Raw genomic sequence first — 18,224 nt, 5'->3', positions numbered from 1 at the left:
TTATTTGAATTCTTTCCATACCTGGGCAACCATCTGTAGGCGTTCGCATTCTATTCTCAGTTCATTGCTGAATTTCTCTGGATTTTGCTTGATTTCTTCACAAGTAAAGAAGCATCCTTCTGTGAGTTTGAATTCATCTTCATGGCTGACAGGAAGTATATATAATTGTGTGAAAGCAGGAGCTATACCTTGCGCTCTGTAACTCAGAATAAGTCTGGGGAGAGACTTTTTCTTCGTATATAAACTTCTTAGAAGATTTTGTTGATGTTTTTTGACCAGATGTTTGGCATAGCGTTGACTTTTTCTTAGTGGTCCTTCAAATAAAGACGCAATAGGGGCATCCCAAATGGATTTATTTTCGCTATGTGGAGCTAGATAGATTTTTCCATTACAAATTGGAATAATTCGGATAACATGCTGCTCCTGAGGTGAGTTTGCTGCAGCAACTTGTATTCCTATTATGTTGACAACCAAACAGATTACATAGATTAATGTGGGGATCAAATAAATAATTCCAAAGTTATTCTCAGGCGAAAAAGGTATCAGCTTGTTGTAGAGGAAAAATAAAACAATTAAGTGGATACTGGAAAAAATCACGATTATTTTTGCTTCCAATAAATAGGAGGAAGTAAAATTCAGGTGGAACTTTCTTAAAAAATTCCGATAAATTTCCGGAGCTGTGACATGTATGAAGGCACATATCAGCAACATGAATTCTAATGAAGGAGTCAGACTGTTTTTCGGAATATAGTCATATCCGGTGAACAGTCTTAATAAAAAGCAAATACCAATACCTATAGTTCCTTGTAACAAGAAGAAGTTAAGTCCTTTTAGCCGCAATACATCATAAAGTAAACCAGCAATGCTGATAGCTAACCCTGTTCCCAGCATTGCTGTTGTTGGGAAAAAATGAATACCTATCAGTGTGATAATGATAGGAAGTAAACCAAACGATACAATCTTGTCCTTATATTTAAGCAATAGATTCATAGTTGAAAAGCATCTGTTGATAAATTTTGAACAATCGAAAAAAGTAAATTGTTCATCATTTGCGTAGATGTTTTTCAGCATGATAAGAGGAGCGGACTAATGGACCGCTTTCTACAATTTCAAATCCTTTGGTTTCACCTATTTCTTTAAATTTTTTGAATTGATCTGGATGTATGTATTCTGCTACAGGATAGTGCTTGGCGGTTGGTTGCAGGTATTGTCCGATGGTCAGTATCTGGCAGCCGTTTTGTAAAAGGTCATCCATCGTTTCTTCTACTTCTTCTGCCGTTTCTCCTAGTCCGACCATGATACCTGATTTAGCTTTTAGTCCATTCTCTGCAATTTGGTGGATTACTTTCAGACTAGTATCATAATCTGCTACACTTCTGACCTGTGGACTGAGACGTCGGACGGTTTCCAGGTTGTGTGAAAGAATATCGGGACGCGTTTCAATGACCTGTTGTAGTAATTCGCTGTGTCCTTGAAAATCGGGAATGAGCGCCTCTATGGTGGTGTCAGGGCATAATTTTCGGATGGCCATCAGGGTAGCCGCCCAGTGTGAGGCACCTAAATCCTTCAAATCGTCTCGGTCGACAGAGGTGATGATAGCATGGTCAAGCTTCATGAGCTGGATGGACTGAGCCACTCTGAGCGGTTCCTCCGGGTCCAATGGGAGAGGTCTTCCGGTTTGCGTATTACAGAACTTGCAGGAACGGGTACAGATGGCTCCTCCAATCATGAAGGTGGCGGTTCCTTTTCCCCAACACTCACCTAAGTTGGGACAGCGTCCACTGCTGCAGATGGTATGAAGTTTATGAGTATCTACAATGCGTTTGGTTTCTGTGTATCGGGCATTGGTGCCAATCTGGATTTTTAGCCATTCAGGCTTTCTGATATGTGTCATAGTGGTAAGATAAAAGAACAAATAAAAGCAGATGACACCAGCTTCTTGTTGCTGGTGTCATCTGCTAAAATGAAATATTATAGGTTCTGCAGGAAGAAATTAGCCACTCTGTTCATCAGGTGGTTGCGGGTATTTCCTCCGAAGATACTGTGATTACGGTTGGTATAAATCTGCGTGTCAAACTGGATATTTGCCTGTACCAGTGCTTCACTATACTCCATGAAATTCTGTAGGTGTACGTTGTCGTCTGCACTTCCATGGATGAGCAACAGCTTACCTTTTAGCTTAGATGCCCGGTTGATGGCAGAAGAAGCTTGGTAACCGTCACCATTTTCTTTCGGTGTACGCATGAAGCGTTCGGTATAGACTGAGTCATAAAATCTCCAGTCTGTCGGGGCGGCAATGGCAACTCCGGCCTTGAATGCGCCAGAACCTTCGCTCATTGACATCAACGTGTTGTATCCTCCATAGCTCCAGCCCCAGATACCAATGCGGCTTCCATCTACGTAAGGCAGAGTAGATAAGTATTTAGCTGCTTCAGCCTGGTCGGTAGCTTCTTTCACGCCGATGGAAAGGTAAGTGCATTTTTCGAATGCAGCTCCTCTACCTCCGGTACCACGTCCGTCCACGCAGACCATGATATAGCCTTTGTCGCACATTACGGCTTCAAACATACCCCCATCGCCGAAGCTTCCGATACCCCACTTGTCGAGTACCTGCTGAGAGCCGGGACCACTATATTGGTGCATGATTACCGGATATTTCTTGGAAGGATTGAAGTTGGCTGGTTTCATCATCCAACCGTTCAGTTCTACTCCTTCGCTGGTTTTGAAAGAGAAAAACTCTTTTGTCGGCATGTTCAGCTGCGCTGTTTTGCTTTTCAGTTCTTTGTTGTCAAGCAGTGTAACCATTTCCTGCCCCTTGTTATTGTTCAGCGTAATAAGGGTAGGAGTCTGTGCACTGGAATAGGTGTTGATGTAATAATTCAGGTTTTTGCTGAATAACGCATTGTTTGTTCCGGTGCGTGTAGAAAGTTTGGTCTTTTTACCTTTTCCGTCAATCTTGTACACCGCAGTGCGCAAGGGGCTTCCTTCGTTGCTGGTGTAATAGAAAACATTTGCTTTCTGGTCCCATCCCAGGAAATCTTTTACTTCAAATTCTCCTTTTGTGATTTGTTTCACCAGGTTTCCTCCAATGGTGTACAGGTAAAGGTGGTTGTATCCATCCCGTTCACTCATCATCACAATATGTTCAGGATAGAAAGTGATGTCTGAGTAAGCTTGTTCTTTGATGTATTGTTCAGCCTCGTCGCGGATGGCCACTTTGCAGATAGCACTGCGTGGGTTGGCCATATAAAGGTCGAAGCGGTTCTGGTGGCGATTCAATGTCATGATGGCTAGCTTTTCTGGGTCATCAGTAAACTTGATGCGAGGTACATAACCGTCAGAATCCACAGGAAGTTCCATTTTACGGGTTACACGACTTTTTATGTCAAAAGAATGTACGCTAACCTTTGAGTTTACGACTCCTGCTTTGGGATATTTGTAGTCATAGCTTCCCGGATAAGTGGTATATTCAGTTTTTTCCGGAGCCATACCCTTATACCATGGGAAAGAGTACATGGGAACCTGGCTTTCATCGAAGCGGACGTATGCAATCATTTTACTGTCTGCACTGAAATCGAAGGCGCGGTTATAGCTGAATTCTTCTTCATATACCCAGTCAGGAATACCGTTGAGCACCTTGTTGTACTCTCCGTCTTTCGTTACCTGCGATTCGCTGTTACCAAAAAGCAGTTTGATAAGATAGATGTTGTTGTTGCGCACAAATGCAATCTGGTGACTGTCGGGTGAGAACAAAGGAACTTGCTGCGGACCGTTGTTTGACAAAGGTTCAAGTGTACGGTTTCTCACGTTGTATATATAATATACAGCTGTGAATGAACGACGGTAAATCGGCTTGGTTTCCGTTTGAATCAATATCAAGCTTTCGTCCGGTGACATGATATAGTCATCGAAACTTTTCAACTTGTGGTTGCGGGCAGTAGCTACGTCAAAAATGGTGGCTACCTCCTTACCGGTCTTAAAAGAGTATTTGACAATTCGTTTGTGGTCCTTGCTGATTTGGGTGTAATGTTCACCGTCCAACATCGGTTTTAATCCCTGTATACTTTGTGCGCGATAGGTACCGTTGGCTACATCCTGTAGCGTTACCTTTTGCGCCTGCAGAGTAACCAGGCACATTAGCGCATAAAAAAGTACAAAAAGTTTTTTCATGACTGTGTTATTTAAGTTTTACATTTATTCTTCTTTCTGAATTCCTTCTTCTGGTACAACTTCGGATGTTTTTTCTTCTTTGGGCTCTGCGGGTGTATTTTCCTTGTCTTTTATGCCGAACAGCCAGCGGAAGAAACGAACTATGAAGTTCCGTTTTTTCGGTTTGGCTTCTGTGGCTTCAGAAGTAGACAATGGTGCAACTGTTTCTTTTTGTATGGCTGTGCTGTCAGCAGAGACTACAAAAGTTGTATCCGTGACCAGTGTATCCGTGACCAGTGAGTCTGCAGATGGCATAGGGATAACCTGAAGAATCGTATCCTGCGCAAGAGAGTCAGCTGGAACTGAAGGTACCGCAATGCTGTCTTTCTTTATTTCAGGAGCGGGTTTCGGAGCAACAGGAGGAGCGGGTTTCGGCTTCTTGAAAGGAACCGGAACAGAATATTTACAGCGCACGTTAACTCCGTGTTCCTGTGCTGGAATCCAGTCGGGCATCACTATGATGGCATCTAAGGCGGCCGTATCCAAACGTGCGTCTAGCCCTCTTACAATGCTGGGAGAAGTGATACTACCGTCTTTTTCTACAATGAATTGAATCATGACCGCCCCCTCTTTCTGAGTTTCCTCGGCCAGTTCCGTGGTATGCGCCTTTCTTCTGATATAGTTGAAGAAGGCTTTCATACCTCCAGGATACTCCGGCATTTTCTCTACCACGTGATACACTCGGTCAGCTCCTTTCTTTGTCATTCGTATTTCCAACGGCTGGTTTGGGTTCTGCAGGAAAGATTCGATGTCGAGATACTTGTTTTCCATGCGTTCTGCCCGTATCATAATCAGGTGACTGTAATCCGCTTCAATGCTGAATTCGCCCTGTGCATTAGAGAAAGTTCGTTTTCCTGTACCCTGGATGCTGATTTCTGCATGAGGAACAGGTTTGCCTCCTTCTTTCAGCACTCCGTTTACCAGTAAAGTCTTACCACTTTGCTTGAAGCGTGCCAAATCTTCCGGACGGTCTATGCGGATGATTGTATCTTGTGCTGCTTCGTCCAGTCGTAAAGATTTGATTGTTCTGTTCTTATCTGTCGGGAAGTAGAAATTGGCAGTACGAACGTAATTGTTGTCAGTGGATTGTTCGAAATCGATGAGACCTTGTTCGTCACTGATATACTCGTTGCTGTAGCCTGCCACTTTCAGAATGATACCTTGTTGCGGCTCTCCTCCGGTATTCAGTATGGTAATTCGGAAACGCTGTTTCTTGTTTTCTAATGGAGAAGCCCCCACTTGAGTCAATGTAACCAGGCAACATATCAGCCCAGCGAATATATAAATAAGGTGTTTCATAAGCTTGTTTATAAATATTCGCAAAGCTACGAGTATTCTGGGGTATTCACTCTTGTTCAGGTGTTAATAAAGATAAATTATCCGGCTTGGTAAAATTTACGAAGCCGGATAATAGGAATAGAGTTTGGTTATTTGGATGTCTTTGCAACCAGTTTTCGTAGTCTGAACATACGCAGGCGCTCCATGGCATGTCGGCGGCTCAATATGATTTGTCGCCGGTAGACGATGCAGGTTGTGAAGAAATATACGATAGCTTGTATCCAAAGTGCCTGATATTCGACTAACACTTCCGGAAGAGTTGCGCCCATGTTGTTGATTCTTACAAACCCGTTGATACCAAACGTAGATGGGAATATCCAGGAGAATACTTTCCAGAACGTAGGCACGGCAGCTCCCGGCCAGGAGATTCCGGAGATAAACAGGAGCGGCACGGAGGTAAAGACATAAATCATCAGACACGACTCTCTGTGGTGTATAAAGATTGAGCAGGTCATCGCAAAGAAAATACATGCCAAGATGTAAGGCACCACAAAAGCCAGCAGGGTCATCGGCTGTGCAATTTGTACCAAATCAAACAGTTGTGGTACAAGGCAGAGCACATACGCAGATACTAATGCATAAATCAGGAAATAGGCCAATGACTTTCCGCCTACAATGCGGAGCGTACCCTGATACTGCCGGCTGATAGGGACCAAGTCTTTGAAGCGGTTGGTCTCGCGTGCTGTTCCTGCTGAGAGCCCGATACCTAACAATAACGTTTGCTGAATAATCAGGATAAGTACAGCCGGAATCAGGAAGCTGGCAAATCCGTCTTGCGGGTTGAATAGCGATATGTCTTCGTATTCGATGGGAGCCGTACTGACCTCATCCTGCCGTTCCGTTGTATTTCCCATCCGTTGTATCTGGATTTTTTTATTTAAGGTGAGTGAGGCGTTGGTACTTGCCAATACCAGTGCTTTGTAGTATAGCATACCACTCATATCACAGTAAATACTGACTGTAGTCTGTTTGCCGGAAGCGATGTCTTTGCTGAAACTTTCCGGAATGTAGAGAATGCCATATACTCTTGTTTCTTTCAACAGGTTTTTCCCTTCTTCCATATCCGCACAATGCGACTGGATATGCACGTCGGCGCTTGCATCAACCGTACGGATAAACTGGCGGCTGAGTGCCGTGTTACTGTTGTCAATTACCGCTACAGGCACTTCGCGCACCACCTCATTGGTATAGATAAAAGCATATACCAGCGGGTAGGCCAGCGGGACAAGCAAGAAGAAAATCAGTACTCCCTGGTCTTTGAAAACGGCTTTTAGTTCCTGCTTGCATATATGGAAGAGACCTGCAAAGCCTTGTTGTATGGTTTGTTTTAACGATTCTTTTTTCATGAACGCAAAGGGTTAAGGGATATAGACATAATGCAGCATGGCCGTGCGTATTCTTTTCAGGAAGAAGAAAGGCAGGAGCATGAACAGCAGCAGTGCGGTGACTGAATGCCAAGCGTAAATGACCGGATAGCCATTTAAGGCCAGATTCACGTAAAGCAGGAAATAATGCCGCAAAGGGAACAAGACGGACAAAGCCTGCAGTGTAGGGTGCATCGCCATGACCGGGAAAGTGAATCCCGAGATGGAGAATGAAATAACTCCCCACAGGGAAGCCGCACTCAATGCCAGGCGGAGTGAACCGAACAAGCCGAAAAGGAATACGCCGAATGCTTGTGAGGCAAGCACTAGTAATAGTCCGGCTAACAGCATCGGGAAGATTCCGCTGTGACACGGATAGTGTAAAAATCCGTATAAGTACACGTTATAGAACGTAGCCATGATGAAGAACGTAACGGTTTGGGGGATTAATTTTCCTACTAGTGCCGTCACAATGGAGTTATCGGCCAGTTGCATCAGTTCTTTTGAAGTCTTTTCCTTTAATTCTGTTCCGATGGTATATACGGTAGTCAGGAAAATAAGCAGCATCAGGATACCCGGAAACAGGGTATTACACAGGTACACCGAGTAGTTCAGCCAGGGGTTGTTCAGTGCATGGGTCGAAATGACTACAGGTTGCAGGAAGGCAAGTGCCTGATCTTCGGTAGCTCCTTTGGCTAATAGGGTAGCTTGGCCCACTGCCGCGGAGGCTAACTCCGACATGGTTCTCTGGTCCTTGTAGAGCAAGGAACCTGCAATCAGGTAAGAATAGTTGACATAGAAGGACACTTTCGGCTGTCTGCTGGCAAGAGCTTCTTCGGTCGTTCCTTTTGGGATGTAATAGAACGAATAAATCTCTCCGCGCTGTACGGCCTGCCTTGCTTCTGTTACACTTGGGTAATGAGCTACAATCTGGGTCTGCTGAAACGCATCCAGATTACGGATAATGTTGCGTGTCGTGGCGGTGTTGTCGAGGTCCACCACTCCTGCAGGCAGATTGGTCGGCAGCCCGTTTTCCATCAAGGTGGTGAAAAACAGGAAACAGAACAATGGAGCGATGACCATGCAGAACAGGTACATCGGCTTGGTTGCAATGCGGAGAATTTCTCTTCGCATCACTTTCAGGTAACATTGATAGGTGGTTGTCGACATGTGGGTTTATTTTTCAATGATAGCAGACATACCCGGACGTAAGTTTTCTACAGGCTGTACGGGTTTTGCCTTTACTTCAAAAGTCTTCAAGTCAAACTGACCGGTGGTCTTGGTTGCTTTCCATGCGGCATACGTACCTAAGTCCTTCATGACTGTTACCTGAAATTCTGCTTCTTTTTCCAGAGCAGGGACGTAGGCTTTAATCTTGCTTCCTACGGTGAAATCTTTCAGAAAATCCTCACGTACGTTGAATGTCACCCACATGTCATCCAGTTGGGCTACGTTCATGATGGGAGCGCCCGTACCAACCAGTTCACCTACTTTCGGGAAAATTTCAGTTACTTCTCCATCGGCCGCAGCCACCAGGTAAGTTTCCGATACGTAAGAAGAAACTTCGGCTACAGCTCCTTTCGCACGTTCTACCTGTGCAGCAGCCATGGCCTTGTCTTCACGCTGTGCACCATTCTTGGCCATTGTGTATTGTGCATTGGCGGCACGTTCGGTCGCCTTCATGGCATCGTATTGCGCTTTTGCTTCATCTCTTTTCTGTGCGGTCATCACCCCTTCTTCGTATAAGCGGTTCACACGGTTGTATGATTTTTCGGCAATCTCCAGTCCCGCTTTGGCTTTCTGCCACATTTCGTATGCAGCCTGCAGCTGTTCACTTCTTGTACCTCTCAGGGCCTTCTCGTTCAGTGCCTGTGCAGCCTGCTCGGCAGCTTGTGCTTGTGACAATTTAGCCATCACGTCTGGAGCCTCCAGAATAGCCAGTGTATCACCCGCTTTCACTTTATCTCCTTCGCTGACAAAGAATTTCAGGATACGTCCCGGTACCTTGCTCGATACCCTGTATTCTGTGGCTTCAGCCTGGCCTTGTATGATTTCAGGACCTTTTCCTAATGTGAAGAATCCGATGATGCTGACGATAACGATTACGGCTAACAATGTAAAGAAAGCCAGCATGATATTGTTGCGTTGAGTCTTTTCCATATATCTGTATTATTTTAAAATTCCCATTGATTTGTTCAAATAAAGTTCACTCATTTTGACGTCTATCTGTGCGTCTATTTTTCCGGATTGTGCTGAGAACCAAGCTGTTTGTGCTTCCAGCACATTGCTGGTTGGAATGACTCCTTCCTTAAATCCTAAATTGGCATAGCGCAGGTTCTCTTCCGCTTTCTCCATGTTTTTTTCGGCTAAAGCTAATTTCTTGGTCGATTCATTTACTTTATAGGAGTTCTGTGTCACCTGAAGTTCCACTTTTTCTTTGATATCTTCCAGTTTGTAGCGGGCGATGTTGGCTTCTGCCTTTGCGGCTTTTACCTTATAAATACCTTCTCCCCAGTGGAATACAGGAATTTTTACTACTACTCCGGCAGCCCACATGCCACGGAATTTATTTTCAAATCCGTTGACGAGCGATGGGTTGGTCACCAGATAATTGGCGGTCAATGCCACAGAAGGAAGGAAGTCCGCGCGGACTACGTTTACTTTCTGGCGATAGATTTCCGATGCTAATTCCAGACTCTTCAGTTCTTCACGGTTACTGAGAGCTGTGCTGACGTTCGCTTCCGTATAGGTGTTAGGAAGGGGTAAGTCTTTCATGCTTTCATCGGCCAGTTGGAAGTCGGTTTCCAATGGAAGACCACAGAGTTGGCACAAAAGCATTTTTGAGAGGTTCAAGCCATTGTCTACCTGAGTAAGCATCATTTCGGCTTCGTTTACCTTTACTTTAACGCTTAATCCGTCGGCTTTAGTAGCCACTCCTTCTTTTATCATCTTGTCTACGTCCGAATCCAGTTTCTGTACCAGCTCTAAAAAATTCTCTGCCAGTTTTTTCTTATTGACGAGTGAGATGATTTGCCAGTAAATCTGGTCTGTCTGTAGGATAAGGTCTTGCATGCCTGTGGCGTGCTGTGATTCAGCCAGGCGCTCTGCATATTTGGTAATCTTGTTGTAAGCTATGATTTTTCCACCCATAAAGAGAGGCTGGGTAAGAGTAGCAGCTCCCACCGTCATGTTTCGGGTATCTGTACGGAATGCATCCACCAGACCTTGTCCTACAGCGTTCAGGCCATCCGTTAATCCGGCTATGGCACCAGGTAGCAATCCCTGCAAGCCGGCAGCCAGTCCGGGATTAGCAGCTGCAAGTTGTTGCATGGCAGCCTGGAACTCAGCCGACTGCATACCTTGTTGCAACTGGTTACCTAAGTTGGTACCCATGTTGCCGATGCTTTGCTTCTGTGCGTCACTGAGAAGGGATATTTCTTTTTGCGTGCGCATATATCCCCCCGTAAGATCAATTTTGGGCAGATAATTAGTGAATGCAGCCTTCTTCTCATAGTGGGCGGCATTAACTTTTTCTTGTGAAATTCGCAGCTCCTTGTTGTTGGCCAGAGCGAGTGCCCGGCAACTGTCCAGAGTAAGTACTTGTTGGGCATAACTGCTGAGAGTTGCGCCAAGCAGTAAGAGTAAACTTGTAATTTTTTTCATTACTGATGCTGACTTTTTATTTGGTTGCTTATGCAACATTGCAAATGTATGACATTAGAACAAATAGTCAAAGCGTTTTGTTGAAAAGAATCAGTAATAAATTTAATTTTTCTTAGTGTGTGTCTTATCGGTTACTTTTACTTTTTTATGCGATTGTAATGAGGTTTTTGGGCGATGGGGTCAACTAGCAATTGTACATGCTTGGAAGTCCGGCTACGGCTTAAAGTCGTGGCATCCTCTGATTCGTCTGGATTGGTAATTACCGGGAAGCTTCCGTTGGCCATTTTATAGAGTACCGGTTGCAGAAGTTGATCTTCGGCTGAGCCGAAATCACCTAATTCACCTCCATAGTTTTCTTCTATTTCGTAATCCGGTAACAGGCCGTTTGTAAAATAGTCATAATATCCTTGTGAATTGCTCAAGTAGGTAGTAGTGAGCCACAACTCTATGCCTGGAGCTTCCGCATTGGTAAATAATTGCTGGGCCACATTCTTTCCGTAAGTTGCTGTTCCTACCTGATACAGGCGGCCTTCCATATAAGGCTTCAGGCAATTGATGACAATTTCAGAGGCTGAAGCCGTATTTCCAGATGTGAGAACATATAGATTTTGATAAGAGATACTCGTCCCTCCCGTCAATGAACTGGACTCAAAGTTCAGAGTCTCTGTTTTGTTGATTTTATCGTTGTAAATCATATTTAGGAAAGGCTGCCCTATTGCCGTAGCTGGAGCCAAAGCTGAGCAAAGCTGATGAGATGTGTTTACGTATCCTCCCGGGTTATAACGCAAATCCAGGATTATATCGTCAAACTGCTGTCCGTTCAATTGTGAAAAAACTTCCTTAAGAGCATCAGTGCTTTCTCCAAATTCGTTATATAACAAGTAAAAAGCTTTTCGTGTACCTGCAGAAATAATGCCATATTTAAGTACATCCTGCTCTTCTACATAACGAGGCTCAGGCATTTGGACTACCCCTAGCGTATCGAATTCTATGTAGTTGAATTCCGGGTCATCCACATCTTCCGGATAAGGATTATATTTTCCTAGTGTAAAACTGTAAGCTTTTGTAGGTCGGGTAATATAAGTAGAATAATCACTTGTAGATACTTTTTGGTTGTCGACAGCAATAATCCAGTCACCCCGTTTCAATCCGGCTTCTTCTGCTGGCGAGTTAGGCTGTGTGTATAATACTCTCAACGCATTTGTTCCTCCATCAGTACGTACCAAAGCTGCTTCAAAGCCAAAGCAAGGGTAGGTGCTGGTTGCACGTGAGGTAGTAAGTACAGAATCTACATGAGAAAACACATACCCGTTTTTCTGATCTTTGGAAGAGGCGGCTGAAGTCAGAAATTCAGCCGGTTTTTTAAAGAAATCCAGTTTTTCCTCTGCCGGAATATCTTCATAGAAAAGATAGTTTTCCTGCATCACCTCGTAAATCCATGTCTTGGTAGCAATCAAGGCATAATATTCTCCCGAGCGGTCTTCTCCGCAGGAAGATAGCAGCCCCATAAGTGTAAGGCAGCTGTATATCAGGTGACTGATGTGCTTTTTCATGTGCTTAAAAATTATTTCATGCGGAATGAACCCTGGCCAATCATATTGCCGTCGGCAAATATATAGATATGGTATGTACCGGCTGGCAGGAATTCTTCTACATCCCAGTATACAGTGACACTCTGTTCTTCACCCGTATATTCAATGTATTTCTTAATAGAATAGCTGATATTACGGTCTTCAAACTTAAACTGGTTGCCCGGATTCTTGGTTAGTATCTCGTTATCCGGTTTGGCAATACGAATATAGAGGGTCTTGTTACCTGTTTGTGCAGTAATATTCTTGACAATAGTAAATGAAATAGCGATTTTCTTGATATTCTTTACGCGCTCTGTTTCGCGTCCTCTTTTGTTCAGTGTCTGCACTTGAATGTTGGTAGCATCCAGTTGTGCGGCCAGTGTAACTTTTTCGTTCAGATTCTTTGTCTCTTGTGACAGATTGGAAATCTGTGCAGTAGCAGCAGTATATTTACTTTTTACTTCCTGATTTTCCTGCATTAAGGCAGCATTGATTTTGTTCAGAGAGTCTATTTGCATTACATAGCTTCGCAATACGGCCCGTACGGTTTTCAATTCTTTTTTCAGTCGCATAATCTCAGCTGCATCACTGGTCTTCACCTGACGCAACTCTTCCAGCAAGCGCTGTGTTTTCAATTTCTCGCTTTCCAGTTTCTCACGCAAGGAGTCGTTGTTTATCTGAATCTGCAATTCATCGTATTGGGTAGCAAACGTGCTGTATTCATTTTCCATTTCTTGTTTTTCCACCGCAAAGAGCTGACTCATTTCTTTGTTTTTACGGGCTTCATTTACGGCAAAGAATGATACAGCAGCCACAATGACAGCCAATATAATGATGGTGATGATAAATTTTTTATTGTTCATGGTTTCAATTTTTGCATTTGTCGCAAAAATACAATATTTATAGATACCTTCTTTTTATTTTTAGAAAAATTATGGGGATACAAGGATGGCAGGCAGGCTTTCTCCTTTTTCCCACAGACAGAAAGAGAGGTCGGGATGAAGTTGGGAGCCGGTGCCTAGTACCCATTGGTTTAAAACTTGGGGTAATGTCTCTTCTGTAATAGATTGCTGAGACCCGTATTTCATGAGAGAATCGGAGGGTGAACTCGTATAATTGGTGCCAACAGGAGCCTTCGTATATGCTTGTGGATAAAAACAACAACGAATAATGTTGGATTCTTCTGCTACCAGGCTGATAGCATTACATTTGCTTGTGCTGCTTGCACTCCCTATGATATAGCAATTCTGTATCTCTCCATCTCGGGTTCTGTTGCAAATAAGTCCACCTCCTAATTGTACTTTGCTGAAGTTACAATTGCTGACGGCACAGTTCATAATTTTTCCACCATAATTATAACGTGTAATTCCATTACCATAATTAGTCGCGATTTTTAGATTGATGTTGTCTATATGACAATTTATGATATTTCCTTCGTTACGGGAAGATATACTCCCGAATTCGTTCTTTTCATCAATTTGTTCAATCTGGCAATTGCGTATGATGCAGTTCTCTATCTTTCCTTTGTTGATACCTGCCAGAAATGATGATTTGTTGGTATCATCTGGATTATTGTATACAGCCTGGTTTATGATTAAATTTTTGATAGTTGCATCAGCGGATATTCCACTGAAAAGACCGGAATAATAATAGCCGCTGGTCGGGTTGGTGTATTGTAAGTCATTCAGACTATGCCCTTGTCCGTCAAACACATCATTGAATAGTCTTTTTTGTGAGGTGCTGCTTGTGCCATACATTCCAATCATTTGAATTTGCGCTGATTCTTCAGCTGTAAAAGTCAAGTCATTAAGCAGGTAATAGGTCATGGTTTCTCCAGTCTTTTCGCCAAATTCTTCCAGACTTCTGCCTTCGTAGCTTTCTCCGTTGATTAGATGAGTGAAGGCGATGAAATCTTCTACAGTGGAAATTCCGGGGCTTTCACCGCTTTGCTTTATGGGGCACGTGTATTCGTGGCCGGATGCAAAGGTGTATTCATTCAGTTGCGTTTCATGCACTTCTCCTGTGGTAGTATGAATGCGTATGGCAATGGATAAAGTGGCTGGAGGAATTAGGAAAGCGTATGCACCTCCGTCGTCTTTTTTCATAAGAATGGGGGTGTCTGATTGCTGGCAGGATATTTCTCCTGTTTCAGGCGTAATATTTATGACAGATAGGGAGGGAATAAATTCTATTTGGTCAATCAGGCTGTTCAGTTGGCTGGATACATTGAATATGATACGTGCAAACAAATGCCGGAAAGATAGATTGATATCATTTCCATATGTGGTAGTGCTTGAGGCGTAAAGCTGGTCACATAAACTACCTTCCTGATAGAAAGACTGATGGCTTCGATACAAAGGAGGATAGTAGGACATTGTGATGGCTTGCTGTTGTGCGTCCTCCCATTTCAGGTCGGTGTCTCCTTCCCAGGCAGTTCCGTTATAGGTGAACAGAAGTTCATCGGCATGGATACCTCCTTGGCTGTAAAAGGTTATATTGCTTCCTGTGGGTAATGTTTCGTTTGTTTCACTGAGTCTGCTGTGTGAATGAGAATTGAAATACCCTATTTCATTGCCTTTGATGTGTAATGTGTGGTGGCTGGTTTCAATCATTTCATTTGTACATCCACCCGTCAGTAAAAAAAGTATTGTCCAAAAGATGTTTCTTTTCATAATTGCAGTTTTGTTATATTAACGTAAATTCCTTTTTCCGTTTCCACTTTTTGAGGGTAATTTTGGTCAAAGTTGTGCATTACATTGAAAAACTTTACCTTTGCATCGACTAAAGGAAACGTTTCACGAAAATATGGGAAAAGGAAAATTAGCGAAATTCGCAGATATGGCGGAATATCCGCATGTGTTTGAATATCCGTATTCGGTGGTGGATGATGTGCCGTTCGAAATGAAAGGTAACTGGAATCGGGACTTTTTCAAGAATGACCATCCGATTGTGCTCGAATTGGGTTGCGGACGTGGAGAATATACCGTGGGGCTGGCACGTCGCTATCCCGACAAGAACTTTATTGGAGTAGATATAAAAGGTGCACGTATGTGGACCGGAGCTACGGAAGCATTGAATGAAGGATTGAAGAATGCGGCTTTCCTGCGGACGAACATTGAGATAATTGACCGTTTCTTTGCCCCGGGAGAGGTAAGCGAAATCTGGCTGACTTTCTCGGATCCTCAGATGAAAAAAGCGACTAAGCGACTGACATCTACCTATTTTATGAACCGTTACCGTCGTTTCTTGGTACCGGACGGACTGGTACACCTGAAGACGGATAGTAATTTCATGTTTACCTATACGAAGTACATGATTGAAACCAATCATTTTCCGGTAGAATTTATTACTGACGATTTGTATCATTCCGGTATGGATGATGATATTCTCAGTATCCGTACCTATTACGAACAGCAGTGGCTGGACCGCGGACTGAATATCAAGTACATCCAGTTCCACCTGCCACAGGACGGTGAATTGCAGGAACCGGATGTGGAGATTGAGCTGGACGATTACCGGAGCTATAACCGGAGTAAGCGCAGCGGACTGAAAACAAGCAAATGATTCAAAACTGAAAAAAGATATGACACTTTATCCGAAATTGATTATGGACGCACTGGCCACGGTGCGTTATCCGGGTAACGGAAAAAACATTGTAGAAGCGGAGATGGTGGCCGACAATCTTCGCATTGACGGTATGAAGGTGAGTTTCTCGCTGATTTTTGAGAAACCGACCGATCCGTTTATGAAGTCGGTAGTCAAGTCGGCCGAAACCGCAATCCATACGTATGTATCGAAAGAGGTAGAAGTAACGATTGCTACTGAAAGCAAACAGGCTGCTCGTCCGGAACCGGGCAAAATGTTACCGCAGGTAAAGAATGTGATTGCGGTATCTTCTGGAAAGGGAGGAGTAGGAAAGTCTACTGTGGCCGCCAATTTGGCTGTGGCTCTGTCTAAGCTGGGCTATAAGGTAGGTTTGTTGGATGCCGATATTTTTGGTCCTTCTGTTCCGAAGATGTTTCAGGTAGAAGACGCCCGTCCGTATGCAGAAGAAGTGGGCGGACGTGATTTGATTGTACCGGTAGAGAAATACGGCATCAAGTTGCTCTCTATTGGTTTCTTTGTAGATCCAGATCAGGCTACTCTCTGGCGTGGAGGTATGGCCAGCAACGCTTTGAAACAATTGGTGGCAGATGCCAATTGGGGAGATTTGGATTATTTCGTATTGGATACGCCTCCGGGCACCAGCGATATTCACCTGACTTTGTTACAGACATTGGCCATTACGGGAGCCGTGATTGTCAGCACTCCGCAGCAGGTGGCACTGGCCGATGCACGTAAGGGTATTAATATGTATACTAATGATAAGGTAAACGTGCCTATTCTTGGCTTGGTGGAAAATATGGCCTGGTTTACTCCGGCGGAACTTCCGGAAAACAAGTATTATTTGTTTGGTAAAGAAGGTACCAAACGCCTGGCTGAAGAGTTGAATGTACCGTTGCTCGGACAGATTCCTATTGTGCAAAGCATCTGCGAGAGTGGCGATGCGGGAACACCTGCTGCCCTTGATGAGAACTCCATGACCGGTATGGCCTTTATGGAGCTGGCACGCAATGTGGTGACTCAGACTGAAAAGCGTAATGCAGAAATGGCTCCTACTGAGATTGTGCACACGCATTGATATAAATAATTACATATAGTAAAAAAGAGCGGTGGCAGAGATTGCATAACCGCTCTTTTTATATTATTCAGAATGTCTTTGTGTTTAAGATAAAACGTCTTTGTGTTTCCTTTTAAACGCCCTTGCGTTTGAAGTAAAATGTCCTTGTGTTTGGAATAAAACGTCCTTGCGTTTTTTACATACGGATTTTCGGGGGCTTTACTGATCTGTTCCTTATTATATATAGGACACTTTATATGTAGACAGTGGTTTTAATAATAAAAATCTTTAAATTCCAATCTTAGCTGGACAGGGGTGGAGCTGGCTGAATTAGCTAATTCAGCTTCCTCTTTCGGATTGGATACCGACAAACCTAACAGGCGGATGGGATGCTGACTGTAGTCCACTCCTTTCAGCAGCCGTTTGGCCAGTGGAAGAATATCGTCCAGGCGTTGAAGCGGTCGTTCCACACTCACACTGCGGGTGATTTGGGAGAAGTCGTCGAACTTCACTTTCAGGGTGAGGGTATTCCCTTTAAAATCCTTGGCTTTTAGTCGGTCGGTGAGTTCGCGTGCCACATGATACAACTCGATGATGAGTGACATTTCTGCCGAAAGGTCTTTTTCCAATGTATGTTCACAGCCGATAGATTTGCGGACGCGTACAGCTTCTACCGGACGGTCGTCCATGCCACGGGCAAAGTTGAAATAAATTAATCCGTTTTTCCCGAACTGCCGTTGCAGCATTTCCAACGAGCATTTACGCAGGGTCTCTCCGTTATAAATACCTAAGGTATGCATCTTTTTGGCCGTAATGGGGCCTACTCCCCAGAAAGCTTCAATAGGCAGCCGGCGGATAAACTCATCGGCCTGGTCGGGGTGAATGGTACAAAGTCCGTCAGGCTTTCGGTAATCGGAGGCGATTTTAGCTAAGAATTTATTGTAGGATACACCGGCTGAGGCCACTAAATGAAGTTCCTGGCGGATACGTTGCTTGATTTCTTTGGCTATATCCACCGCCAATGGAATTCCTTTCTTGTTTTCCGTGACATCCAGAAACGCTTCGTCCAGCGAGATAGGCTCGATGAGGTCAGTGTAGTCGTGAAAGATTTCATGTATCTGTGCAGACACACTTTTGTAAACCTCCATCCGTCCCTCCACGAAAATCAGTTGCGGACACAGTTTTTTCGCTTTCTGTGAAGACATGGCCGAACGTACGCCAAATTTACGGGCTTCATAGCTGGCGGCAGCTACCACTCCTCGTTTCTCTGCATGCCCCACGGCGATGGGCTTTCCGCGTAGTTCCGGGTGGTCGCGCTGTTCGACCGACGCATAGAAAGCGTCCATATCAATGTGGATAATTTTTCGTTCGGTGTGCATGAATGAGTGGATAGCTTTTCTGCAAAAAAACAAAACATTC

14 protein-coding genes are annotated in these 18,224 nt (G+C 44.1%); 2 read left to right on the top strand and 12 right to left on the bottom strand.

What is annotated here, in order from left to right:
• The 11 genes from BACPLE_RS14395 to BACPLE_RS14345 form a co-directional block, all read right to left on the bottom strand.
• Positions 1 to 990: a hypothetical protein gene (locus tag BACPLE_RS14395; protein WP_148374569.1), complete on the bottom strand. Its 990-nt coding sequence runs from the start codon at positions 988 to 990 to the stop codon at positions 1 to 3.
• Between the two features lie 55 nt (positions 991 to 1,045).
• Positions 1,046 to 1,894: a lipoyl synthase gene (gene lipA / locus BACPLE_RS14390; protein ID WP_007563241.1), complete on the bottom strand. Its 849-nt coding sequence runs from the start codon at positions 1,892 to 1,894 to the stop codon at positions 1,046 to 1,048.
• A 77-nt stretch (positions 1,895 to 1,971) separates the two neighbouring features.
• Complete coding sequence (locus BACPLE_RS14385) at positions 1,972 to 4,170, bottom strand: S9 family peptidase (RefSeq protein ID WP_007563239.1); 2,199 nt, start codon at positions 4,168 to 4,170, stop codon at positions 1,972 to 1,974.
• 24 nt (positions 4,171 to 4,194) lie between these two features.
• Positions 4,195 to 5,508, bottom strand: coding sequence for an energy transducer TonB (locus BACPLE_RS14380; protein ID WP_007563237.1), 1,314 nt, complete (start codon positions 5,506 to 5,508; stop codon positions 4,195 to 4,197).
• A 128-nt stretch (positions 5,509 to 5,636) separates the two neighbouring features.
• Entirely contained in the window at positions 5,637 to 6,893 is a 1,257-nt protein-coding gene (locus BACPLE_RS14375; RefSeq protein ID WP_007563235.1) for an ABC transporter permease, read from the bottom strand.
• Between the two features lie 12 nt (positions 6,894 to 6,905).
• Complete coding sequence (locus tag BACPLE_RS14370; RefSeq protein ID WP_040313250.1) at positions 6,906 to 8,081, bottom strand: ABC transporter permease; 1,176 nt, start codon at positions 8,079 to 8,081, stop codon at positions 6,906 to 6,908.
• A 6-nt stretch (positions 8,082 to 8,087) separates the two neighbouring features.
• A complete protein-coding gene (locus BACPLE_RS14365; RefSeq protein ID WP_007563231.1) occupies positions 8,088 to 9,071 on the bottom strand; it encodes an HlyD family secretion protein in 984 nt (327 codons plus the stop codon).
• A gap of 9 nt (positions 9,072 to 9,080) precedes the next feature.
• Entirely contained in the window at positions 9,081 to 10,574 is a 1,494-nt protein-coding gene (locus BACPLE_RS14360; protein ID WP_040313313.1) for a TolC family protein, read from the bottom strand.
• A 137-nt stretch (positions 10,575 to 10,711) separates the two neighbouring features.
• A complete protein-coding gene (locus BACPLE_RS14355; RefSeq protein ID WP_040313248.1) occupies positions 10,712 to 12,127 on the bottom strand; it encodes a S41 family peptidase in 1,416 nt (471 codons plus the stop codon).
• 11 nt (positions 12,128 to 12,138) lie between these two features.
• Positions 12,139 to 13,008 (bottom strand): hypothetical protein, encoded by an 870-nt coding sequence (locus tag BACPLE_RS14350; protein ID WP_007563227.1) that lies wholly within the window; start codon positions 13,006 to 13,008, stop codon positions 12,139 to 12,141.
• Between the two features lie 69 nt (positions 13,009 to 13,077).
• On the bottom strand, positions 13,078 to 14,817 hold the full coding sequence (locus BACPLE_RS14345) for a fimbrillin family protein (protein WP_007563226.1): 1,740 nt from the start codon (positions 14,815 to 14,817) through the stop codon (positions 13,078 to 13,080).
• A gap of 133 nt (positions 14,818 to 14,950) precedes the next feature.
• On the opposite strand from BACPLE_RS14345, the gene trmB reads away from it, so the two are divergent.
• Both trmB and BACPLE_RS14335 read left to right on the top strand, forming a co-directional pair.
• Entirely contained in the window at positions 14,951 to 15,709 is a 759-nt protein-coding gene (trmB, locus tag BACPLE_RS14340) for a tRNA (guanosine(46)-N7)-methyltransferase TrmB (RefSeq protein ID WP_007563225.1), read from the top strand.
• 19 nt (positions 15,710 to 15,728) lie between these two features.
• The gene (locus BACPLE_RS14335) at positions 15,729 to 16,826 is read left to right on the top strand and encodes an Mrp/NBP35 family ATP-binding protein (RefSeq protein WP_007563224.1); all 1,098 of its coding nucleotides are present in this window, start codon (positions 15,729 to 15,731) and stop codon (positions 16,824 to 16,826) included.
• 251 nt (positions 16,827 to 17,077) lie between these two features.
• On the opposite strand, the gene dinB is transcribed toward BACPLE_RS14335, so the two are convergent.
• Complete coding sequence (gene dinB / locus BACPLE_RS14330; RefSeq protein WP_007563223.1) at positions 17,078 to 18,184, bottom strand: DNA polymerase IV; 1,107 nt, start codon at positions 18,182 to 18,184, stop codon at positions 17,078 to 17,080.
• Positions 18,185 to 18,224 lie beyond the last annotated feature (40 nt).

Origin of the sequence: Phocaeicola plebeius DSM 17135 (assembly GCF_000187895.1) — a bacterium.
GTDB classification, from domain to species: Bacteria; Bacteroidota; Bacteroidia; order Bacteroidales; family Bacteroidaceae; genus Phocaeicola; species Phocaeicola plebeius.
The sequence above is the reverse complement of the archived record's forward strand: the minus strand, read 5'-3'. Positions and strand labels throughout refer to the sequence as shown.